Genomic DNA, 23,923 nt, shown 5'->3' on the forward strand with positions numbered 1-23,923 from the left:
CATCACCCTGGACAAATTCATAATTCTATGCCATAGTCTCGTATGGAAGCCCGCAGTATTTTCCGCAATATTTCACCCATCGACCACCGGTACTCAATTTCCGAACAGGAGCTTTTTGACGCCCTCACGCCCTGGATTTCCGAGGAAGCCGCGGTGGCGTCATGTATAAAAGCCGAAGTCGCCCTTATGGTCGCCCATCTCTCCATGCGGGGGCAGCTCACGCCGGAACTGCGGGAAACCCTGGAAAAAGCCGGGGCTTCGGTGGATCCCGCGGAGGTTTACGCCGAAGAGGAAAAGACCCGGCACAATATCCGGGCTCTGGTCAATGTCCTTAAAACGAAGGTCCCCGCCGATACGGCCCCCCTGGTCCATCTGGGGGCCACCAGCGTCGATATCCTCGATACCGCCCTTTCATACAGGATGAAGGGTGTTACCTATGAAGTGGTGCTCCCCCTGCTGCGGAAGCTCGAGCTGCTTCTCTGTGATTTTGCTGAAAAAGAAGCGGAGACCCCCCAGGTCGGCCGGACCCACGGACAGCACGCGGTGCCTGTGACCGTGGGTTTTGCCCTGGCGGAATACGTCTCCCGCCTGGGAAAATCCATCCTCGAGATCGAACGGCTCGCCTCAGGGCTTAAGGGGAAACTCGCCGGCGCCGTGGGCGCCTATAACGCCACCACTATGATCGTCAGGGATCCCGAGGAACTGGAACGAATCTATCTCGCCGGACTCGGTCTTGAGCCGTCGGAGCATTCCACCCAGCTGGTGGAACCCGAATATCTGCTCCGGCTGCTTCTTGAATTCAACGTTGCCTTCGGTATCATCGCGAACCTGGCGGACGACCTCCGGAACCTGCAGCGCACCGAAATCGGCGAACTCCGGGAAGGGTTCGGAGCGGACCAGGTGGGCTCTTCCACCATGCCCCAGAAGCGGAACCCCTGGAATTCCGAACATGTTAAAAGCCTGTGGAAGGCCTTTATGCCCAGGACAATGACCTTTTTCATGGACCAGATCAGCGAACACCAGCGGGACCTTTCCAATTCCGCGAGCCAGCGCTTTACCGCCGATTACGTTGCTGGTTTTTGCCTGGCGGTAAGCCGCATGAAGGGAGTCGTGGAAGGCCTCGGGGTTGACCGGGAACGGCTGCTCTACAATCTCCGGGGCGGTACAGGGACCGAAGCGTCCGGCCGCGGTTCCGGGATAGCCGGCGGGGTTATGGCGGAGCCCGCGTACATTCTCCTGGCGGAAACCGGTGTTTCCGACGCTCATGAGGTAATCCGCCGGATTACCCTGGCCGCGGAAAAGGATGGAATCAGCTTTGCCGAAGCCCTGGCAAAGGAACCGGAAGTCCTGGAGCGCATCGGCGGGAAAATGGCGGAGCTCGGCCTGACGGCTTCCTCCGGCGAAGCCCTGGCCTTTTTCAGGGAACCGGAGCGGTACTCCGGCCTGGCGGCTAAAAAGGCGAAAGCCCTGGCCGCGAAATACCGGAACCTTATGGCCGGCTCCTGTGCCCGGCCCTCTGCTGAGTGAAATACGGCGCCCCTGTGGGCGCCTTTTGTGAATTTATATAGTAAGGAGAGAAAAATATGTTTAAAGAAGCCTATTCCTATGATGATGTACTCCTCCTGCCGGGTTATTCCGACCTGCTCCCCCGGGACTGTGATGTCAAGACAACCCTGTGCGCCGATATTCAGCTCAATGTTCCGATCATCTCCGCCGCCATGGACACGGTTACCGAAGAACGGCTCGCCATTGCCATCGCCCTGGAAGGCGGCACCGGCGTGATCCACCGCAATCTCAAACCCGAAGCCCAGGCCCAGCAGGTGGCCAATGTTAAGCGCTTCCTCAACTGGATCATCGACGAGCCGGTGACGGTGGGTATGGACGCATCGGTACGGGATATAAAAAACCTCATGGAACGGACCAGAGTCTCCGGAATGCCGGTCCTCGACGATACCGGACACCTGGTGGGCATTATTACCGCCCGGGACCTCCGGTTCTGCACCGACGATACCCTTTCGGTCCTGGATGTGATGACCAAGGACCCCGTGGTGGAGCAGGGGGATCCGACAACCTCCAGCGCACGGGCGAAATTCGACAAACACCGTATAGAAAAGCTTCCCGTGGTGGACGCCTCGGGGCGGCTCACCGGGCTTATCACCGTAAAGGATATGGAAAAACACGATATGTTCCCCCACGCAGCCACGGATAAATCCGGACGGCTCCTGGTGGGCGCCGCGGTTTCGCCCCAGGACTACGATGTCCGGATGCCGCTGCTAAAAAACGCCAAGGTTGACTTTGTGGTTCTGGATACGGCCCACGGCGATTCGAAGAACGTCACCGACGCGGTGGCCGGGATCAGGAAGAAATTCGGTGTCCCGGTTATCGGCGGAAACGTCGCATCCAAAGAAGGCACCCGCCGGCTCATCGATGCCGGCGCCGACGCGGTCAAAGTCGGCATCGGACCCGGTTCAATCTGCACCACCCGGATCGTCGCGGGAATCGGCGTTCCCCAGTTTACCGCGGTCTGGGACTGCGCCGAGGAAGCCGCGAAAGACAATATCCCCATCATAGCCGACGGCGGGATCAAATTCTCCGGGGATATTACCAAGGCCATCGGCGCCGGTGCCGGCGTAGTCATGGTCGGCAACCTCTTCGCGGGTCTCAAGGAAGCTCCGGGCCGGGAAATCCTCTACGACGGCAGGATCTACAAGGAATACCGGGGTATGGGAAGCATGGGCGCCCTCAAAGACGGCTCCGGCGACCGGTACCAGATAACCAAGGATGAAACCCCGGTGCCCGAGGGCATTGAAGGCCGGGTCCCCTATAAAGGGGAGCTCAAGAATTACCTCCACCAGCTTGTGTCGGGTCTCAGGAAGGGTATGGGCTACTGCGGCTGCAGGAACATCGATGAGTTGAAGAAATACCGGAATTTCGTTAAGATTACCGCCGCGGGCCTCCGGGAAAGCCATACCCATGACGTTACCATCACCCAGGAGGCGCCCAACTATTCCCGCTCATAGAGTGAGTGTTTATAAAGCGGGAATAGGGGATGCGCGTCTGCCTGTCAGACGCTCACCGGAAAGGCGGCTCTCCGGGGCCGCCATCAACACAAAGGCAAGGTATTCCGCATGAATGTTGTTGTAATCGGTGCCCAATGGGGCGATGAGGGAAAGGGAAAGATCGTTGATTACCTGGCAAATGAAGCCCAGATAATCGTCCGTTTCGCCGGAGGCGCCAACGCGGGACATACCATTGTCATCGGTGACGAACAGTACGCCCTTCACCTCATTCCTTCCGGTGTCCTGTATCCCGACAAAGTGGTAATCCTCGGCGCCGGCATGGTGATCGACCCGGTGGCCCTTTTTAATGAACTGTCCATGCTGCAGGAACGGGGTATCGACACCGCGGGCCGGGTTTTTATTTCAGACCGCGCCCACATAGTGCTTCCCCGGTACATAGAAATCGACAAGCAGCGGGACGCGGCCCGCAAGACGCCCATCGGCACCACCGGCCGGGGTATCGGCATCACCTATTCCATGAAAAGCGACCGGGACGGCATCCGCATCGCGGACCTTTCCTGGAAGGAAAAAATGGATGAGCTGGAACCGGCGGACCGGGAATTCCTGGCTCCGTTCATAGACCGGCTTCAGGATATGGCTATAGACGTTTCGGTGTACCTTACCCACCATAAGAATTCCCAGATTCTTTTTGAAGGCGCCCAGGGAGCGCTCCTGGATCTCGATCTGGGAACGTACCCCTATGTTTCCAGCGGGATGTCCTGCGCCGCCGGCGCCGCCGTGGGCGGATGCGTCGGCCCGCGGAACCTGGACAAAATCCTGGGGGTTTTCAAAGCCTATTCCACCCGGGTCGGAAACGGCCCTTTCCCCAGTGAATTCAACGATAATTCCGAAGATGAGATCTGCCGCTTTGTCCGGGAAACCGGCCGGGAATACGGGGTCACCACCGGGCGGCCCCGGCGCTGCGGGTATCTCGATCTCGTGGCGCTCCGGTATACCTGCCTTACCAATTCAATTGATTCCCTGGTCATGACCCACCTGGATGTCTACGATACCCTGGACGAGATTCAGGCCTGTGTCGCCTATCAGATCGGCAGCAAACGGGTGGAAACTTTTCCCGCTTCCATTGAATCTCTCAACGCCGCGAAACCGGTACTCCGCCGTTTTCCGGGCTGGAAGAAATCCCTCAAGCAGGCCCTTACCTATGAGGAGTTCCCCGAGGAAGCTATGGAGTATATTGAATTTATCGAACGGTTCTGTGAAACCCCCGTCGATATAGTTTCCGTCGGATACGACCGGAAAGAAACCATTATCAGGAAGAGTCCATGGACAAAATACTGATCCTCGATTTCGGAAGCCAGACCACTCAGCTTATCGGACGGAGAATCCGGGAGCTTGGGGTGTACGCGGAAATAATCCCCGGGGACGCGGCTGTCACCGATGAAACGCTCGCGGACGTAAAGGGGATTATCCTTTCCGGTTCCCCCGAATCGGTGTACAGCCCCGACGGGGAAGTGCCGGATCAGCGCATCTACTCCCTGGGACTTCCGCTGCTGGGGATCTGCTACGGGATTCAGCGTATGACCGTGGATAACGGCGGTACGGTGGAGGCCCTTCCTGAACGGGAGTACGGCAGCCTCGAAGTAAATCTTACGGTACCGGATGATCCGGGTAAACTCGCCGGGGGCGATGCCGCAGCGGCGTTTTTCTCCGGCTTCGACGGTACGGTTCCTCTGGATGCCATCCGGGGCAGTACCGCCGCCAAATCAAAACCCGGAGCATCCTTTTCAATCAATTCCTGGATGAGCCACGGCGATACCATCACAAAGCTCGGCCGCGGTTTCCGGCAGTTCGGAACCAGCCTGCACGGCGCTCCGGCGGTGCTTGTCCATGAGGAGCGTCCCTGGTTCGGTGTCCAGTTCCATCCGGAAGTTACCCACAACGAACGGGGAACGGAAATAATCGCCGGCTTCGTGTTCGGAGTCTGCGGCTGCAAACCGGGCTGGAGTATGGAACAATATATAGAAGAAGTCCGCGCGTCCCTGGGTCAGCGGGTCGGGGCTAATCCGGTGCTGCTCCTCATCTCCGGCGGTGTGGATTCCACCGTGGCCGGCGCGCTGCTCCTCAAGACCCTCAATCCCGATCAGGTCCACCTGATGTATATGGATACCGGGCTCATGCGGAAAAACGAAACCGAAACCGTCCGGGTCAACCTTGAGCGGCTCGGCGCGAAGCACCTGCACATCATCCACTGTGAGAATGAATTCCTTTCCGCGCTTAAAGGACTTACGGACCCTGAGGCAAAACGCAAGGCCATCGGGGATCTCTTTATTACGATCCAGGAACGGGAGGTCACACGGCTCGGACTTCCTGATTCATACTTTCTGGCTCAGGGGACGCTTTACACCGACCTCATCGAAAGCGGGAAGGGGATCGGGAAAAAAGCCCACCTCATCAAGAGCCACCACAATGTGGGCAGCCCTCTGGTCGACGCCAAGCGCAAAGCCGGCCGGATAATTGAACCTCTGGACCGGCTGTATAAGGATGAGGTCCGCAGTCTCGGCCGTATCCTCGGCATCGATGAGGATGTTGTCCGGCGGCACCCCTTTCCGGGACCCGGCTTGGGGGTGCGCATTCTCGGGGAAGTTACCAAGGAAAAATGTGACATCCTCCGGGACGCGGACGCAATTTATATTGAAGAGCTGAAAAAGCGCGGCCTCTACGATGAAATCTGGCAGGCCTTTGCGGTGCTCCTTCCCATCCGTTCCGTGGGGGTCGCCGGGGATGTACGCAAATACAGCTGGGTCCTCGCCCTCCGGGCCATTACCAGCGATGACGGCATGACCGCCGATGTGTATCCCTTTTCCATGAAGGACCTTCTGGAAATTTCAACCTTGATCACCAACACCGTTACGGACATCGGCCGGGTAACCTACGACATCTCATCCAAGCCCCCGGCAACTATTGAATGGGAATGATCCGTAAGACAGTGTAAACCCCGGTAAGCAGAACGGCTGCGGCCAGCGGCAGTTAAAAGAGATACAGTGCCGGCAGGCGCCTCTTATACTTTGAGGGGCGTTTGTTTTTTTATCAGCGTTCCGGTACGCGTATGTCAGCCGTTATTTTTTTGAATTATCGATATACGCAAGGCCGTCGCCTAAGACAGCATTGTATGATAACCTGATTATACGGTTGATACATGTTAGGCTAAACGATGCAGCGTTTTTAAAAAAATAAAAGGATCCTGAGAAATGGGAAATCGAACGTATATCCTGAGAACTTCAAAAGAAAACTCAATAGAATTATTTGAAGCGGACAATACGCTGCCGTTATTCTGGCAATGCTTGCTTGACATCAATGCGATTGAAAGCATTGAACCTGAAATTATCCGGGTTTTTGCTATGGGTGATGAGGATGTACAAACGTATCTGGAGAAAAACCCCTCGGGGGTTACTGTAAAATTACCTAAACAGGTATTTTTAAATAACGCCAAAGACGGAAGGCCATTTATCGAACGGTACCTGGAGAATGACGTAATAGTGTTTGATGATTTTATGCGCTATCTGGATAAAAAGTACGGAGAAGAAGATATTTTAGAACTATCAATTTTTGAAATGGGAAATTTTGAAGGGATGGCGAAATATATCAATAATTTAAAAAAGAATCTAACCGCGATAAAACAAGAGAACTATATACCAAAACTATTCCCCATGACAGGTACTATATTTGAGCTAACAGGATACGACAGGTATTTGGGCAATGGTTTCGCAGGCTATTCTGAACGGTATGCGGATGCGTGCAGGAAAGAAGAAGACGAAAGAAAGAAAAGACAATCCTTACTTGACGAGCAGGAAAGAAAAAGATCAATAAAAAATAAGATTGAATCGGTGTTTATAATTTTTCTTGGAATGGTATTTTTACTCGCGTCAGTGTTCTTTATAACAAAGGAAGGATTAAGTGTTCTCCTGGTATGCGGAATATTATTTGGTGTTGTATCAGCAGTATACGGCGTTATAAAGCTTGGAAACAATAAAAGTAAATAACAATCAATGCCGTATCAGGTATAAATGATTTATGGAAGTTGCTTATGAAATATAAAAGATGCAGTTTTTTTCTAATCGTATTATTGCTTAATACTACCCACGCGTTTTCACAGAACGATGATCTGCAGCCCTTTATGATTTACGGCCAAGATTTTATAGCGACTGTTACTTTGCCAAACACCTGGTTTGTTGACATGAGTTATGCCCGGCAATTGGGCGTTAATGGATTTTTTTATTTAAAGCAATACAATAAAGAAACATCCCCTGCAATAACAATTTTAAATTTAGCCTATAAACCTGAAGACCATACACCATTGGAAGAATGGATAGAATATGACCGGGATAATTTTCTGGATTATTATGATAATTACACAATGGAAAAAGCAGATATAGAAATAAAAAATGACGCTGTAAAAAGAATAATTATCTATCTGGTAAAAGACGATCAAAACGAAATAGTACAGTATTCAGCATATTTAGATATGGGGTTACACTATTTTGCGAATATCTATATGACAATAACGGATAAAAATATACGAGACAGTATGTATAAGGATTTTAAACGCTGTATCGAAAATTCGGTATTCCTGAATATAGGAGTAAATATAAACTAAAACAAACGGACAGATACCGCCTGACAACGCTGTACGCTGTGTCACTGACTTCTGCCATTCCTCTTTACGTTCAGGCCGTACCGTATACCATACAGGATCAAAAAGAAAAGAGACTGGTGATGGAATTTATTGAAAAGACACAAGATCACAATAAAGCCGTATCGGATATAATAAAAGGCTGGGGCTCCGATATAATTGTTACAAGAGGGACCATATACAGAGCCCATGATTTAGATGGCATACTCGCGTATGATGATGGAAAAATTGCCGGGATAGGACTTTATCGGATAAAAAAGGATTGTGAAATAGTATTGCTGGAAACTTTTATTCACAACCGCGGAATAGGAACGCAAATAATAGAGAGAATAAAAAAGATCGCAAAAAGCAGCAAGTGTAAAAGAGTTTGGCTGATAACCACAAACGCCAATATTCATGCCCTGGGATTTTATCAGAAAAGAGGATTCCATATTTCAAATATATATAAAAATGCAATGGAAAATTCCCGCAGAATAAAACCTGAAATACCGGAAATGGAAGATGGAATAGAAATACGTGATGAGATAGAGTTTGAAATAAAACTATAAACGGGGCCGGTGCTCTGTACAGCTGTAATATCAAGTGGAATAAACCGTAATGTATGGGAAGAGGTTTTGCTTTCAGTGAACATTATAATATAGAACAATCAATGGTGATTGGGGGATTGAATTTATTTTGCCGGGTTTTATCAGTTAATTAAGCAAAGAATCAAACCGGAGAAGTTATGAACGCGAAAAAGATGGTTAAGCTGAGTAATGGTATTGGTTTTGTCGCCGTTATATCCCTGCTGTATTGGGTCATTATTTTTATAACGGTTCAGGTGTTCGGGCTGAAAATATTCAAAGAACATATAACGGAAGTTTTTATCTACAGCATCATTGGCATACTGGTTTTAATGTCCGGCGCGTTAATGATCAATGTTATGATCAATCTTACCAGAATAGCTGAGAAGATAAATAACGATAATGAACTTGGCAAAACAACAAAAAACAGAAAAGGTATTCTGGTCTTCCTGGTTTCAATTCCATTGATTATTATGGGATTGTTTCTCGGAAATTTTTTATCGACCAAAAAAATTGAGAGAGAATTAAAAATGTCCGGTGATGAAATAATTAGTACATACCGGAGCGAGATAGATACTATAACCGATTATTCTCTGTCAAAAGAGTGGATAAACAGTGTCGTAAATATAATTAATTTCATGCTGAGAATCGACACAAATATCACAGACGCCGCGATAATATTAGAGGATGAAATAAACGGAAATAATTTTTATCTGACATTTAACCGATGGGATGAAATATCAAAGAATGAAAATACTGAAATAAATAAATTACGGTATATCAGAAATTACGACTTTAAAGAGAGACAGTATTTGGAACGGGTGTTTAATGACGGCTATAATGAGAAGTATTTTATCCAGAACAATGATTCCTATGACTTGTTTATCCCGTACCGAAACGGAGAAAAAACAATTATCGTTTTCTTCAGCAATCGGCAGCGGTACGGAAGTCTAAGTAAATAGCGATGCAGCGCGGCGCCGGACAAACATCCTGTGCCGTGTCCTGCCAGCGGTCCGCGGCCGGATATCTCCGTGTTTGCCGGCTGCCATGATATCTATGTAACATTTTATATGATTGTACCGGCAATCGGTTGAAAAAATATGAAGGTTGGTATTGAATTAGCAGCAGGGTACATCATGGAAAATAAACAGGCAGTATTGGATTTTCAGGAAGAACAAAGAAATACATTAAAGGATTGCGTTGAAAAGGCAATATCCGACGAAAATACCATTGAGAATTTGGTTTTTGAAAATGAGGAACTTTCAGAATTTGATATGTCTAGTATCGATTTTGAGAAAGTTCAGTTTATAAAATGTACTTTTCATAAATGCAATTTCTCCCGGTCCAGGTTTTATTACGTGGATTTTATTAACTGCAATATTTCCCTGTCCGATTTCAGTAAAACCTTCTGGAAGAAATCAAATATAACCGAAAGCAACGCCGTCGGCGGAAAGTTTTTGGAAAGCTCTATAAAAGAAACCAAAATGACAGACAGTATGTTTGACTACGGGAATTTTTCTAATTCCATAGTAACTGATTGCGTTCTCGATAACTGCAAGTTTATCGAAAGCTCTTTTGCGGAATCAAAAATAAAAAAAATCAAACTGAAAAAAATTACATTCAGCGGAACGGATTTCTTCAAAACCCCATTGCGGGGAATTGATCTTTCGGATTGTTTAATTGACGGTATTAAAATATCCGCAGATCTTTTTGAATTAAAGGGCGCAAAAATCAGTTCCGACCAGGCCGTTGAACTTGTACGGGTTTTTGACATTGAGATAGTGTAATGCTAAATGTCTGCAGCCGGTGCCAAAAAAACTAAGTGCGGTACACGCATGCATCAAGTCTTCGGCGGCTATGGGATGGGAATACTCTATCCGGTCAAGCCGGCTGAAGCCGGAAAAACGGCGGTACGGAGATCCGCGTTATTCGAGGGAGAAGGTAAATTCCACGGCGGGGTATTTCCTACCGCCGAACTCGAAATCCTGGGTTTGATTCTCCGTTCCGCCCTGTTTCAGATAGAATGAATTGTTCCGCGCGCCCAGCAGCGTCCGGGCCGCCATGGTCCTGCATCCGAGTCCCCGGTAGCAGTACATCATGTATTCAAGCAGCTGTGACCCGATCCCGCATCCCTGGACTTCCCGGGAAACATACAGCCTGATAATTTCACAGTCGCAGTAAGCGGTATTCCGCATGCCGGAAATGAAACCCCCAATGCGGCCATTCCCCGTCCAAGGCCGGCATATCACTTACCGATACCGCCCGTATCATGCCATCACTCCGTTTTTATAAAATTCAGAATAAATCCAGCTGGGAATCTTTTTTCCGGATAGGAATTCCGTCTGAGAGAGGGATAATGCTTTCCAGGTCCGCGAAAAACCGGCTGGGGCCATTCCGGAGTTTTCTTCCCTGGTATTGCCGTGAGTTTGCCCAGGAAAGGTAGAGGCCGATCCGTGCGCGGGTCATGGCCACATACAGGAGCCGCCGCTCCTCGTCGATATAATTTTCCGGATCCGCTGAGGAACCGCCGCCGTCTCCGAAAAGAGTGAAGGGCAGAATTCCTTCTTCCGCTCCGGCTACAAAAACATGATCGAATTCCAGTCCTTTGGAAGCATGGATGGTCATAACCTGTATCCCGTCACGCCGTCGTCCGGAACCTTCTTCGGGCTGAACCACCGAGAAGGAATCCATAAAAGTTCTGTAATCGCCGTACAGTGATGCCAGTCTTATTAACTCTTCTACCGACGCGGGTACTTCCCGTTCGTTTTTGCCGGGGCCGCCTGCTCTCCGCAGCCGGTCCCACGAAAGACCGAGCGCTTCCTCCGGTGTTTTTTCGAGGAAGAATGTACGGATCTCGCGGGATAAGCCATCGCCATGGGGAGCGGCCTCACCGGGATTGCCGCCGGAGAGGGCCAGTCTCACCGCGTCAAGCAGTGTTTTGGCGGCTCCCTCTTCCCACCAGGGTTTTTCGCCGGCGAATTGAAAGGGAACTCCGTAACTTTTCAGCGCTTCCACGATGGGTGCCGCCAGAGCTGCCGCCCGGACAAGAACCGCGCATTCTCCCAAATCGCTGAGGGCCGCTTCCGGGCTGCTTGATGATGCGGCGTCCCCGCTGTCCACCACGCCGGTATCAAAGGAAAAAAATGTTGTCCCGCCGATAAGCCGGGCAATGTGCCGGGCAATGCCTTCGGCTTCGGATTTTTCCGTAGGGTACCCTGTCCGGAACAGGTTAACCGCCGTTCCCTGTCCGCTGAGGCGGGTATCCATGAGCCGCCCTGCGGCGTCGATAATCGGAGCGGCGCAGCGAAAGCTTTTGGACAGACGGAACGAAGCTGCTCCGGGATAGTCACAGAGAAAACGGTCAATGAACCGTTTGTCGGATCCTCTGAACCCGTAAATTGCCTGGTTCGGATCGCCGATGACACAGAGTTCCGGCAGCTGTTCTCCCCGCTCCTCCGGACCGGCGGGGACCAGCAGCCGTATCAGAGCATACTGGGCAAAGTTGACATCCTGGTATTCGTCAACAAAAATATACCGGAAGCGGTTTCTGTATTCCGAAAGAATTTCGGGTCTCACCATAAAGAGCCGGACCGTACCGGTTATAAGGTCGTCAAAGTCCAGGACGCCCAGGCTGCGGAGGCGCTCCCGGTAAAGGCTGTAGAGATCTTCCATGTCCGGGTTCTGCCCGGGCATTCCCATCTCCAGGGCAATTTCTTTCAGCCATCCGCAACTGCCGTAATTAGGTTCCGTTTTTCCGGGCATGAGGATATACCGTTTCCGTTCCTCAATATACTTCCCCAGGCTTTTCGGGGCGGCTTTTTTCTTTTCCCCGGTTCCGGCGGCGCAAAGTTCCGCAAGTATTTTGTGCCTTTCATCCTCGGCGAGTATACCAAAGGATTCCGCCAGGCCGATTTTGGAAGCCTGTTCTCTGAGAACGGAAACGCAGAAGGAATGAAAAGTCGCGGTCGGCAGCTTCCGCGATTTTCCGGGACCGGCGGTTTTCGCGATCCGTTCCCGGAGCTCCGCCGCGGCTTTGACCGTAAAGGTTATTCCCAGTATTGATGAAGGATCCGCCCCTTCGGATAAAAGTCTGGTGATGCGGTTCGCCAGCACCGCGGTTTTTCCCGTTCCCGGTCCCGCGATGATTATGGAATGGTTTCCCCTGTGAGTTACCGCCTTTTCCTGATCCGCGTCGAGGGCAAAGGGCCGGTCATTCGCCGGAGGTGATTCCGCTGCGGATAATTCCGCTGTCTGGTTCTTGGCCGTATACCGGGGTTTGGGCTTTTTCTGAACCGGCAGTTCCGGCAGTTCCCCGAACAGGCCGGCTTCGGATTTTTCATTTTGCTGTTCTCCGGGACCGAAGGCGCGGATAATACCGTATTCCCCATCGTACCCCGGAGTTATGGAGACTTCTCCGGAACGCATCCGGCGGACTGCCGCCGCCAGGAGTTCCCCGGAGACACCGGGACAGTCCAGTTTCTCAATTTCTTCCGGTGCCATATCCATAAGAACCGACAGTTCATTCCCGGTCTTGCGTATGAGCCCGCTGTAGGCGGCGTCAACTTTTTTTGATCCCGTTCCTGTTTTCAGAATTTCCGAAAGGATTTCCTTCAGCGGAATGAGTGACCGGTAGGGGCTTTTGTTTGTGCCGGCGGAGTCCGGCGGGCAGGGGGCTTCCTCGTCAACGGGACGGTCCGCAAGTTCCATGACTCTGCCCATGACGCCCCGGGTGAGGGCCTTGCCGCAGACGGGGCATATTCCCATGGAATCGGCGGCTTCTTCCGGAGTTAGGTATACGCTGCACTTCCGGTGGCCGTCGTAATGGTATTTTCCTTCCTGCGGAAAAAACTCAATTGTTTCGATGATCCCCGGATTTCCCGGATCGTTCCCGATACGCAGAGCCGCGGCCAGGGACGCGTAGCTTCTTTCCATCTCAAAGACCGTTGCTTCCCGGGCAAGTTTATCCGGTGAGTGGGCGTCGGAATTCGATATAATGGAAAAACGGTCCAGGGACTCCAGGGCCCAGTTCATGGGAGGATTGGAGGAAAGGCCGGTTTCGATGGCGGTAATATGGGGAGCAAGGTCGCCGTAGCATTCGTCTATGGAATCGAACCCCGATTTTGCCCCCAGGGCCGAAAACCATGGGGTCCAGATGTGAGCGGGGATAAGGATCGAACGTTCATCCGAATCGAGGAGTACCTCCAGGAGGTCCCGGGAGTCCAGCCCAAGGATCGGCCGTCCGTCAGAGGCGATGTTTCCCAGCTGCTCCAGCTTCCGCTGGAATGTGGCGGCGGCCTCAAACCCGGGCAGCAATACCACATGGTGGACCTTTCTGGTTTTATCGCCTTTCTTGTAGATGGTGCTGATTTCCCCGGTAAGAACAAACAGCGGCGGATTGTCCCCTGGCTGGCCGGGGTCGGGAAGTTCCCCGGCCATTGCCTCTCCGGCGTCAAAGCCTGAGCGTACCGTGTGTTTAAGGGCAAACAGTCCGTCCCCGGCGTCTTCGAGCTGGTCCCTGAGTTCCCTGAGCCACACCGGATGGGTGCAGTCACCGGTCCCCAGGAGGCTGAGGCCTTTGATTCTTGCCCACCGGTCAAGATACGCCGGGGTAAGCTTCGAACTGGTCGCCCGGGAAAACCGGGAGTGAATGTGCAGATCGGCAATGGTTCGCATGGGGCCTAGTATAGGGAGTCTTCAGAATCTGGACAAGGGAATTTTCAGCAGCCGGCCAGGCCGATAACAATGAATGTCTGGGCCAGAATGTAAGGCAGCATGATGTAAAAACTCCCCCGCTTCGGCATGGTCCCGAAAGTGAAAAACGCCAGCAGGCTGTCAGAAATGAGGAAGCAGAGGCTTCCGATAAAGACGGCAAATCCCTGGCCGTCCATGCGGAAGAGCATCAGCTGCAGGGCGGTGACACTCATCAGCACAATCACCAGGGAATAGACCGCCGCTGGAATCCGCATGGGTTTGTCGGGGTTGACGAATTTTATGACCAGGTACGCCAGGGGAACCGCGATAATCAGGGAAATCACCAAGGCCAACACATGGACATCCCCGGTAAATTGTATCATCGCCGGAATATAGCACAGGTGCCCGATAAGGAAACTTGCCAGCCCCAGCCTGAAGAATCGGGTACTGGAAATTTTCAGCAGAAATACATCCCCAAGCCATCCGAAGACAGCCGCCAGGATGACCATGACGGTCAGGTCCCGGGCTGTGAGCAGGTAAAACAGCAGCAGCAGCGGCATGATCAGGACCTTGGTTATTGCCCTGGGAATATTTATTGAAAGGTATGAAAAAACGAGATGCAGCAGAGCATTGCAGATAAATAATCCTAACACTACCTCGGTCACCGGCGGCCTCCATTGGATGTTCATCCCTTCCGCCTTACGGCAGCAGTCACACGGCGGAAAGTAAAATCATTATTAAGTATGGTTATGAAACCGGAAAAAGCAAGGGCGTCACATTAGGGCTGGTCCGGGATCTTCAGCGCCGGTATCCGCTTACTGGTGTTTTTATTATTCCTGCCTGCTTTCTTCCGGGGCAGTGTCTCCGGTTTCCGGGTCGGTCCGCTCCGCGGGAACCCCGGGTGTTTCCGGCTCATGCTGTTCCGCCCCGGTATCTTCCGCCGGAAAATCCTGCTGACCCGGAGGCGCTTCTTCCGCGGCGGGTTCGGGATGCTCCTTGGCTTTGCTTCCGCCTGACCGGATAGGCCGCAGTTCCGCCTCGCTTACCAGCGCCGGGTCATCGATGCCGATGGGGAGTTCCCTGCCTTCTTCGGGTTCCACTTCCTCTTCCTCAAAGGGCTCGGGATCGGGAATGGATTCGGCGGGAGCCCCGTGTTCGTCATTTTCCAGGCGGACCGAAATCACTTTGGTGACCCCGGATTCCTCCATGGTGACCCCCAGAAGGGTCCCGGCCCCGGTGACTGTCCGCTTGTTGTGGGTTATTACGATAAACTGGCTGGTACTCCCGAACTCCCGGAGGAGCTGGACGAAGCGGAGGACGTTCTGCTCATCCAGGGCCGCGTCTATTTCGTCCAGAAGACAGAACGGCGAAGGTTTGACCATGTAGGTGGCGAAAAGCAGGGCCACCGCGGTCATGGATTTTTCGCCCCCCGACAGCAGGGTAATGTTTTCCAGCTTTTTCCCCGGAGGCTGGGCGTATATTTCAATACCCGACTCCAGGACGTGGTTGGGGTCCGAGAGCCGGAGCTCCGCCCGTCCGCCCCCGAAGAGGCGGCGGAACATGTTGTGGAAATTTTTCTTTATTTTATTGTAGGTTGAAAGGAACAGGTCCGAGGATTCCGCCCGGATTTCCGCGGTGATGCGCTCCAGGTCGTCCCGGGCTTTGGCAAGGTCCTCCAGCTGGCTGGAGAGGAAATCGTACCGTTCTTTTGTCTCGGCAAATTCTTCCGGGGCCATAAGATTGACCGATCCCAGTTCCCGGAGGCCCGATCTGGCGGCGCTCAGTTTTTCCCGGAGTTCCTGGGCCGGGACGGTTATGGTAAAGATCCGTTCCTCGAATTCCATGAGATCCCGGGAATGGGTTTCCCGGAAGTTGTCCTGGATATTCCTGATTTCCGTTTCCGACTGCACCAGATCGAGGTGTATTTTCTCCAGGGATTCCTGGACCTTGGCCAGCTCCTGGATCCGCTGTTTGATGGTTTCCTGCTTTCCCGCCACATCGCCGTTTCTCAGGGCAATGTCTTTTTCCAGTTTTTCCAGTTCCGCGGTAAGCTGGATGCCCTTCCGCTCGATGTCGGCTATATCCGATTCAGCGTCGCCGATGCGTTCGGCGATCTCGTCGAACCGTTTCCGGTTGAGGAACAATTCGTCCTGGACAGTTTTGAGCAGGTTTTCCTGACCCGCCAGTTCCCGGCGTATAAGCTTGGCCTGTTCCTCGGCGGACTGGGCCTGGGTGGCCATGCGGACCCGGCTGACCCGGAGTTCCTCCAGGGTCGCCCGGTATTCGGTTATCTTTATATTGAGGTTTTCAGTATCCTGCCGCAGTTCCGCGATACGGTTCCGCCGCTCCGCCGCCCGCTCCCGGGTTTCCCGGATTTTCGCGTCCAGGGCCCGTTTTTTGGTTATGATTCCTTCGGGGGCGAGGAACTCGTCAATAAACGAAGGGGTGCTTTTCCGGTAGGATTCGAAAAGCTCGGAAGCCTTTCCGCTCTGGGCCGCCGCGTCGGACAGCGCCTGGGCCAGGCTGTCGGCTATGCGCTTCAGTTCCGCCGGGGCGGGCAGTTTTCCGCCTTCCGCCGCCCGTTCGGCGGCGGCGGCCAGATCCCGGATTAGAGTCTCCCGGCCGGACAGAAGGGTCTTAAGCAATCCCAGGGATTCGTTCAGTTCAGCCTCTATGGACCGGCGTTCCGAGGCGGAATAGCCCGCTTCCTTAAGCCCCGCGTCCAGGGCGGCGACAATGTCATCGGTGATGCTTTCGAGTTCCCGCTCCAGGGAAACCCGTTCCTGCTCCGCCCGGTGGATGTCCTCCTCGGCCTTGCGGACCGCCGAATCGTTCTCGCCGATCCGGGAGGATGCCAGCTGGATATTTTCCTCAAAGGAGGCGATATTGCTGCTGATGTCCTCAACTTTTTTCTGAAGATCCCGGACAACGCCGTCCTGTTCCTCCGCGTCGTCGATGAGTTCTTCAATCTTTATCTGAACGGCCCGTTCCCGGCCTTCGTCCTGCTGGATCTTCGCCTTGGTCTCGTTCCGCTGCTCCGCCAGGAGCTTTACTTCTTTTTCCTTGGCGTTTTTTTCTACCGCCAGGCCGTAGATGTTTTTCTGGTATTCAACGAGCTTCTCCTCCAGGGAGTTGACCGCGTCCATATTTTCTTCCAGGGACTTGTTGATGGCGTCCATCTCGGCCCGGATACGGTCCCGTTCCTTGGTGCGGGTCTCCAGATCCCCGTTCCGCCGGTCCCGTTCGTACCGGAACTGCTTAAGCCGGAGCAGCTGGATGTCCAGTTCAAATTCGAATATCTCGTCCCTGAACGCCCGGTATTTGAGGGTTTTTTCAGCCTGAACCCTGAGGGTGTCGTAGGACCGTTTTACTTCCCCGAGGATTCCCTCAACCTGGCGCATGTTTTCTTCGGTTTTGGCCAGCTTCCGCTCGGCCTCGGCGCCTTTGACCTTGTACCGGGTGATTCCCGCGGCTTCCTCGAAAAGGTACCGCCTTTCATCGGGTTTCGACGAAAGGACCTGGTCTATTTTCCCCTGTTCCATCACCGAATACGCGGCTTTGCCGACGCCGGTATCCCAGAACAGTTCCCGGACTTCCTTGAGCCGGGAAGGGGTGGAATTTATATAATATTCACTTTCCCCGGACCGGTAGAGCCGCCGTTTAATCTGAATCTCCGGCATGTCGATGGGGAGGAGGCCGGTTTCGTTGGCCAGGGTCAGGGTGACTTCGGCGACGTTGAGGGGCTTCCGGTTTTCCGTTCCGTTGAAGATAACGTCTTCCATCTTCTCGGCCCGGAGGGACTTGGACGCCTGTTCGCCGAGTACCCACTTGATGGCGTCCACCACGTTTGATTTTCCGCAGCCGTTGGGGCCCAGGAGGGCGGTAATCCCATCGGCGAATTCGACCCGGGTACGGTCGGCAAAGGACTTGAATCCGAATATATCAAGGCTCTTTAAGAACAAAGGCTTTCTCCGTTTATGACTTTTCCAGAAATTCGCATCTTTTTTTAAATAATACACAGCCGGACTGTATATTCCTTATATAAAAATAGCAGAAAAGAGCCCGTGGGTAAATGCTATACGTGCGTATACTCTACCATTGCCGGAGGCCGGGGTCAAGAAAGGGGGTGAATTGTAGTGAATTTTGCGGAAATTGGGGATTATTCCCGCGCCGGAAGGGGTATTGCCTGTCCGGACTGGATACCCTTTTGGCTGTTTAAACCCCGGGGATCCACGGGATACCGGAACGGGATACTGTAGGCGGAACGGGCCGTCCGGGCGGCGTCTCCGTGCCCGGTGAGATACCCGGTCCCGTAGGAACCGGTGTCGATTTCAGCGGTGCCATTATGGTGGATATAGGCCTGGCTGTTTTTATTGAAGGTGAGCAGCCGGTCTCCGGTATAGGCTCCGGTACCGGATATGGTTCCGGTTTTGGTAATCCCCGCGTAGGCAATGGATGAATCCGTCCCCGGCGGGGTAAAGGAGCCTCCGGCGGGTATACCGCTGAATACCCCTTCACCGGGGGCCAGGAGAATGCTGGCAGCGGATACGGCAGCCGTCCTTGTCTGTATTTCACCGTTGTATCCCAGGGTGCCGGAGGACGCGTTGACGTAATTGGCCAGGAGCCATTGCCGGATCAGCGCGGTCCATGAGCTGAATTCCGCGTTGATCTGGGTGCCGGCCGCCTGGGTTACCGCCTGGTAGTCGTAATACGGAGAGTATACTATATCCTTGTATATCCCGGTTCCTTTGCTGGAATGGATCCTGAGCCATTGGAAAAAAAGATACGCCGTGGCGTACTCATCCAATACCGAATCATCCTCCTGCCACACGAAAAAGTTGTTTCCCTTCGCGATGGTCCCCATGGGATCGGCGTTGAAATAGGATACCCGTGATGTCTGGCTGCCTCCGTATATGTATTCCGCGGCGGTGGAAAGGCCTTCATTGATCCAGGTGTCCTGGGGATAAAAATACAATCCGTTTTTCCGTGTGGTTAAACTCACCGAGTAATTGATCAGGTGCTGGAATTCGTGGGCGATGGTTGAATAAAATTCACTGTCCCCGGGGGTGCCGGGGTTTACATCCAGGTACAGCAGTTCCCCCAGGTTGGAATAGGCGTGGTTTTGGAACAGGTCGTCAGGGTCAAAGTACCCCGCAATATAGCCGCCCCCTGCCGTCCTGCTGTACCCGTCTCTGATATCCAGAAGCAGGAGGATTATCTGGTTGTTACCGTTAATACCGATAGGGCTACCGAAACTTTCGGTGATTTGATTGTAAATCGCGTTTTTAAAGGTTGCCGCGATATTTTCTCCGGTTGACGCGGAAATGCCCGCCTGCACATCGGCGTATACTTGGCAGACGCTGTTCTGTGCCAGGAGAACCGTATTTATCGTGTAATAGCTGGAGGTGGTAAAATCATAGGCGTAAAACTGCCCGTCGTCGAGGTCCATCCGTGTGTTTAGGTTACTGCATGAAACAGCCAATAGCGCCAGGCACAATCCTGTGACAGAAAAGCGGATGGTTTTCATGTACTGCAACTCCGTTTTTAAATAGACGTATTTGATAAATTATTGAATTTAACCAAATACGGCAAGAAAAAACAGAGTATTTATGACATGAATAAAGAAGGCTGTTTATTCTATGAGCCGTATTTCCCGCAGGTAATTGCGGATACCCGCGCTCCGTCCGTCCGCCAGAACCAGTTCCTCCGTTTCGGCTTTGCCTTCCACGGTAACCCGCCGCTGCTGGAAATCCATGAGTATCTTCTGGTCCTGGCGTTCAATATACCATTGAACGCCGTCATCCGCGGAAATCACTATGTCGGGCAGCGGATTGCTTCCCACCAGCCGTACCAGGCCCGTGACACTGACCGTGGGCAGATCCTTTGCCGGTTTTTCCGGAACCGTAAGCCCCTCCTGGGTCTCGGGAACGTCCTTTTTTCCCATAGAAAACACGTTCCCGGCGGTCCCGCAGCAGAAAACCGCCGCCAGGACCAAGCCGAGTATTCTAGTTTTTTCCATACAGCAAATCCGTTCCGTCAAAGGTCCGTTCCCGTTCTCCGAGAATCGCCGCCGCGTCCACAGGGTATTTTCCCGGATTTTGATAGGCCTGCCTGCCGGCTTCTACGACGCTCCGGCTGTCTCCGTTTCCGGTCAGCTGCCCCGTCTCGTAGGCGGAAGAAACGATATTTCCAGAAGTGTTGAAAACCGCGTTGCTGTCATTGGAATTAAACGTAAGGAGCCGCGTTCCGGTATAAGGCGTTGTTGTGGAAATTAAAGTACTATTCTTGGTCGCCCCAGCATATCGTATATTTCCTGTGTCGGTTACGTCAAATTGTGTGTTTATTTTACTGTAGACCCCCTCGCCGGGCAGCAGGTTCCTGGTATTATCCGATATAGCGTAGGTAGTGGTCTGTATTTCACCCTTATACCCGAGGGTTCCGGTGGCGCTGTTTACGTAATTCGCCAGGAGCCATTCCCTCATGAGGGTGCCCCAGTCGGAATAAGGTCCGCCGATAGAGGTCGCGGCGGCCGTAACGGCGTGATAATCGTAATCGGGTGATTGTATTATATTTTTATAGATACCTGTACCGCCGGACTGTATACGCAGCCACTGGAAGAACAAATAGACCGTGGCGTATTCGTCCAGGACATTGGCGTCGTTCTGCCACACAAAGAAGTTGTTCCCCTTGGAAATGGTTCCACCGCGGTCGCTGTTGAAATAGTTGATCCGCTGGGTGTAGTGGCCGCCCCGGTAAATATATTCCGCCGCGGAGGAGAGCCCCTCGTCGATCCAGGTATCCATATCGTAAATCGTATTGCCGATTATCCGGTAGTCAACACTGGCAGTGAAGTTAATCTGGTGCTGGAGCTCATGGGCTATGGTCGAGTAAAACTCGGTAGTACCCGGCTGGCCGGGATTCGTATCGAGGTAGATCATGTCCGCCTGGTTTGAATAGGGATATCTCGTGGAACGCTGAAACATGTCAGATGGATTAAAATACCCCGCCACATAACCGCTCCCGGAATACCCGTCCCTGATATCCAGGAGCAGCAGGATTAGTTTCCGGTTACCGTCCAGATCCCCAAACGGACCGAAGGCATTTGTTATCTTGTAAACAATATTGTTCTGGAATTCCGCGGCGATTGTCTCCGCCGTGGCGATTGAGACCCCGGCGTTCCTGTCGGCGTACACAATGCAGGTGCTGTTTTCCGCCAGATGGACCGCGTTGACGGTGTAGTAAACGGATTTATTCTGCAGTTCGGACTGGTAAATATCCTGGGCGTAGAACTGCCGCGAGCTCCGGCCCGCGTAAGTTCCGCCGCCGGAGTCCTCGCAGGAAGCCAGGGCCAGCAGCAGGGGGGTAATTATGTAAAGTACCATGGTTTTTTTCAAAACATACTCCTATGCCGAACCGGAAATAAATGCATAGATAAGCGGATCGGCTACTATGTACAATAATATACAGCAATTTCGGTTAATTTCATGGTCCTGCACTGTATTTTGCCCCCTTGACAGTATGTTTTCCCTTACCCATCATAAATACGAGAGGTTGGAAACTGTGTATAAATCCCATATTTACCTTGAAGTCCGGATTCTTCTCCTTACGGGGGTAAAGACCTTCTGTTCCTGCGGAGATGAAGCCCTGTCCTGTCCGATCTGCCGGGAGGAACCGGGGGCCGCGCCGAGCCTCAATTCCGGGGCCGCCCGGAAGGCCTATTCGGTGATCCGGAGCCTGGGCGGGACCATCATCAAGGACGCCCCCTACGAACGCAATCTCTCCACCCCGAAGACCCCCGACGGCATTTCCCTGTCCCGGCTTTCGGTAAAGCTTGGAGTGGACGGGGCCATGGATATCAGCTTCCACCGGCGGAAAAAACGGATCCGCATCGCCGAAGTCCGGGTTGAGGAAGACGCGGGCCGCCTTACCCATTCGGGCAGCGAAACCCGGATGGATTATTCCCGGGCGGGCATGCCGAGCCTGCGGATACGGACCGCCCCTGATTTCGAAATAGGAGAAGAAGCTGAAGTTTTCTTAAGTGATCTCCGGCGGCGTATCCAGTATCTCGAGGTTATTCCCGGGGTTCCCGTTGAAAGCGTCATGCGCTGCAACGCCTATGTGGCCATCGCTCCTTACCCGGAAATCCCGAAGAATTTCGTCAAACTCCGGAACCTCAATTCATTCAACTTCGTGTGGAAGGCCATCAATACCGAACTGACCCGCCAGGAGGAGATCCTCATCAACGGCGGGACGGTGCTCCCCGAGAGCCGGATCTGGAACGAGGCCAAAAGCATTACCGAATCCTACCAGAAGCGGAAGAGCGACGAGAAACCCCGGTTCGAACCGGTGGCCGGGGTACCGCCCTTTGTTCCGGGGCCGGATATCCTGGAAGCGCTGGATAATTTTTCCGTGGAGCTGCCCGAACCCCGGCGTGACCGGTTCATGCGGGAGTACGGATTGACCCTTCCCCAGGCTGAATTCGTCTGCGATGAAAAAAGCCGGGCGGATTATTACGAAAAGACCCTGTCCCTGGGGGCTTCGCCCAAGGAAGCGGCCCAGTGGCTGGCGTCCTATGTGATAAAGGAATTCAAGCGCCTTAATTTCACCCCAATGAACAGTCCCCTTACCCCGGAACGGCTTGCCGCGGTTCTCGGGATGCTGGATGAAAAGCGTATCCACGGCGGCATCGCCAAGCAGACCATCACCGCCGTGCTGGAGGAAAACCGGGATCCTGAAATACTGGTCAGGGAGCGGGGCTGGGAGCAGCTTACGGACCGGGAAGCCATAGAGGGAATTGTAACCGCGGTTATTGCCGCCAATCCCGAGGAGGTCCGGCGGATCAGGGAAGGCGACGCCGGACCCATCCAGTTCCTTACGGGGCTGGTCATGCGCGAAAGCTCGGGGCTCGCGGAGCCGTCCCTGGTAAAGGATGTGCTCCGGGAGCAGCTTTCGGTTTCCCTGATCTACGTACTTTCCATGGGCGGGGCTATTTCCGGGAGGATCAACGAAGACGGCGCCGTTGAAAGCGGCGATGAGAAGGTCCTCAGGGATCTGCTGGCCAGTCATACCGGGACCGACAATTCCCGGGTGCGTTTTGAATCGATCCAGGTCGGCCGCCTCCTTTCGGAGGAAATTGTCCCCAGCGACTGGGCGGCGCTTATCGAGGCGGTGGCGGAAAAACTGAATTCCGGGACAGCCAACGGTATTGTGGTGGCCCACGGAACCGATACGCTGCCCTATACGGCGCCGCTGCTGTACTGGCTTTTTGCGGACGCCAACGCGCCGGTGGTCCTGGCGGCGTCGTCCTCGCCGCCGGGGGTGACCTCCGAGGCGGCGGACACCATGAAGGCTGCCATCGAACTTGCGGTGGATAAAACCAAGGGTGTGTACGTCGTCCACGGGGGCAGGGTGCTTTCCCCGCTGAATATCAAATTCGAGCGGATCGGCACCGACGGGTTCAGAAACTGGAACATGAAGGAACCGGTCTTTTCCGGATCCTCTCTGCTCACCGGCCCCCTGGAGGCGGACCAGTACGTGCTGTCCCAGCTCCTGGAGGATGCCGCCAACTCCATGTGCGTTATCCGGATTTACCCCGGCATACGAAGCGATTTTCTTATTTCCCTGATGGACAAGGGTGTCCGTAACTTCTTTCTGGAACTCTACGACACCGGCACCGCCGGTTTCCGGGAAGGGCCCTATTCACTCAAACGGGCATTCAGCGCGGGAAAACGGCGGCAGACCTGTTTCTACTGTACATCCCAGCAGGAAGGTATCGTTGATTTTTCGGGGTACAGTACTTCCAAGGAACTGTGGCGGGAAGGGGCGGTACCCATGGGGCCTCTTACCACTGAGACCGCGGTGGCCCGTTTCCTGGCGGCCAGCATTATCGCGGACAGCGAATCGGAGCGGGCGGAACTTATGGAAGTCGCCGGCCCCGAGGCCGCTTCCGTCTGAGCAGG

At 53.3% G+C, this 23,923-nt stretch carries 17 protein-coding genes; 10 read left to right on the forward strand and 7 right to left on the reverse strand.

Features of this window, described 5'->3' with window-relative positions; translation table 11 throughout:
- Nucleotides 1–42: 42 nt before the first annotated feature.
- The 9 genes from JFL75_RS16455 (at nt 43) to JFL75_RS16495 (ending at nt 10,060) form a co-directional block, all read left to right on the forward strand.
- Complete coding sequence (locus tag JFL75_RS16455; RefSeq protein WP_215627761.1) at nt 43–1,527, forward strand: lyase family protein; 1,485 nt, start codon at nt 43–45, stop codon at nt 1,525–1,527.
- A 56-nt stretch (nt 1,528–1,583) separates the two neighbouring features.
- Nucleotides 1,584–3,020, forward strand: coding sequence for an IMP dehydrogenase (gene guaB, locus JFL75_RS16460; RefSeq protein WP_215627762.1), 1,437 nt, complete (start codon nt 1,584–1,586; stop codon nt 3,018–3,020).
- A gap of 108 nt (nt 3,021–3,128) precedes the next feature.
- The gene (purA, locus tag JFL75_RS16465) at nt 3,129–4,358 is read left to right on the forward strand and encodes an adenylosuccinate synthase (RefSeq protein ID WP_215627763.1); all 1,230 of its coding nucleotides are present in this window, start codon (nt 3,129–3,131) and stop codon (nt 4,356–4,358) included.
- Nucleotides 4,343–5,995, forward strand: a complete 1,653-nt coding sequence (gene guaA, locus JFL75_RS16470) for a glutamine-hydrolyzing GMP synthase (RefSeq protein WP_215627764.1) — start codon at nt 4,343–4,345, stop codon at nt 5,993–5,995. Before purA ends, guaA begins: the two co-directional genes overlap by 16 nt.
- A gap of 273 nt (nt 5,996–6,268) precedes the next feature.
- The gene (locus JFL75_RS16475; RefSeq protein WP_215627765.1) at nt 6,269–7,060 is read left to right on the forward strand and encodes a hypothetical protein; all 792 of its coding nucleotides are present in this window, start codon (nt 6,269–6,271) and stop codon (nt 7,058–7,060) included.
- A gap of 44 nt (nt 7,061–7,104) precedes the next feature.
- A complete protein-coding gene (locus JFL75_RS16480) occupies nt 7,105–7,674 on the forward strand; it encodes a hypothetical protein (RefSeq protein ID WP_223292684.1) in 570 nt (189 codons plus the stop codon).
- A gap of 119 nt (nt 7,675–7,793) precedes the next feature.
- Nucleotides 7,794–8,258 carry a GNAT family N-acetyltransferase gene (locus JFL75_RS16485; protein ID WP_215627767.1) on the forward strand — a complete coding sequence of 155 codons (465 nt, stop codon included), beginning with the start codon at nt 7,794–7,796 and terminating at the stop codon, nt 8,256–8,258.
- 176 nt (nt 8,259–8,434) lie between these two features.
- Nucleotides 8,435–9,235, forward strand: a complete 801-nt coding sequence (locus tag JFL75_RS16490) for a hypothetical protein (RefSeq protein WP_215627768.1) — start codon at nt 8,435–8,437, stop codon at nt 9,233–9,235.
- Nucleotides 9,236–9,373: 138 nt separating this feature from the next.
- The gene (locus JFL75_RS16495) at nt 9,374–10,060 is read left to right on the forward strand and encodes a pentapeptide repeat-containing protein (RefSeq protein WP_215627769.1); all 687 of its coding nucleotides are present in this window, start codon (nt 9,374–9,376) and stop codon (nt 10,058–10,060) included.
- Between the two features lie 138 nt (nt 10,061–10,198).
- On the opposite strand, the gene JFL75_RS16500 is transcribed toward JFL75_RS16495, so the two are convergent.
- The 7 genes from JFL75_RS16500 to JFL75_RS16530 form a co-directional block, all read right to left on the reverse strand.
- Nucleotides 10,199–10,522 (reverse strand): GNAT family N-acetyltransferase, encoded by a 324-nt coding sequence (locus JFL75_RS16500; protein ID WP_223292685.1) that lies wholly within the window; start codon nt 10,520–10,522, stop codon nt 10,199–10,201.
- 46 nt (nt 10,523–10,568) lie between these two features.
- Nucleotides 10,569–13,946, reverse strand: coding sequence for a UvrD-helicase domain-containing protein (locus JFL75_RS16505; protein ID WP_215627771.1), 3,378 nt, complete (start codon nt 13,944–13,946; stop codon nt 10,569–10,571).
- 44 nt (nt 13,947–13,990) lie between these two features.
- Nucleotides 13,991–14,653: a lysoplasmalogenase gene (locus JFL75_RS16510; protein ID WP_215627772.1), complete on the reverse strand. Its 663-nt coding sequence runs from the start codon at nt 14,651–14,653 to the stop codon at nt 13,991–13,993.
- Between the two features lie 141 nt (nt 14,654–14,794).
- Nucleotides 14,795–17,926 (reverse strand): chromosome segregation SMC family protein, encoded by a 3,132-nt coding sequence (locus JFL75_RS16515; protein ID WP_215627773.1) that lies wholly within the window; start codon nt 17,924–17,926, stop codon nt 14,795–14,797.
- Nucleotides 17,927–18,123: 197 nt separating this feature from the next.
- A complete protein-coding gene (locus JFL75_RS16520) occupies nt 18,124–19,491 on the reverse strand; it encodes a hypothetical protein (protein WP_215627774.1) in 1,368 nt (455 codons plus the stop codon).
- A 105-nt stretch (nt 19,492–19,596) separates the two neighbouring features.
- A complete protein-coding gene (locus tag JFL75_RS16525; RefSeq protein ID WP_215627775.1) occupies nt 19,597–19,983 on the reverse strand; it encodes a hypothetical protein in 387 nt (128 codons plus the stop codon).
- Nucleotides 19,970–21,358 (reverse strand): hypothetical protein, encoded by a 1,389-nt coding sequence (locus tag JFL75_RS16530; RefSeq protein WP_215627776.1) that lies wholly within the window; start codon nt 21,356–21,358, stop codon nt 19,970–19,972. Before JFL75_RS16530 ends, JFL75_RS16525 begins: the two co-directional genes overlap by 14 nt.
- Nucleotides 21,359–21,524: 166 nt before the next feature.
- Here JFL75_RS16530 and JFL75_RS16535 point away from each other — a divergent pair, with 166 nt between their 5' ends.
- The gene (locus JFL75_RS16535) at nt 21,525–23,918 is read left to right on the forward strand and encodes an asparaginase domain-containing protein (RefSeq protein ID WP_223292686.1); all 2,394 of its coding nucleotides are present in this window, start codon (nt 21,525–21,527) and stop codon (nt 23,916–23,918) included.
- Nucleotides 23,919–23,923: the final 5 nt, after the last annotated feature.

It is taken from the genome of Breznakiella homolactica, from assembly GCF_016616095.2.
GTDB classification, from domain to species: Bacteria; Spirochaetota; Spirochaetia; order Treponematales; family Breznakiellaceae; genus Breznakiella; species Breznakiella homolactica.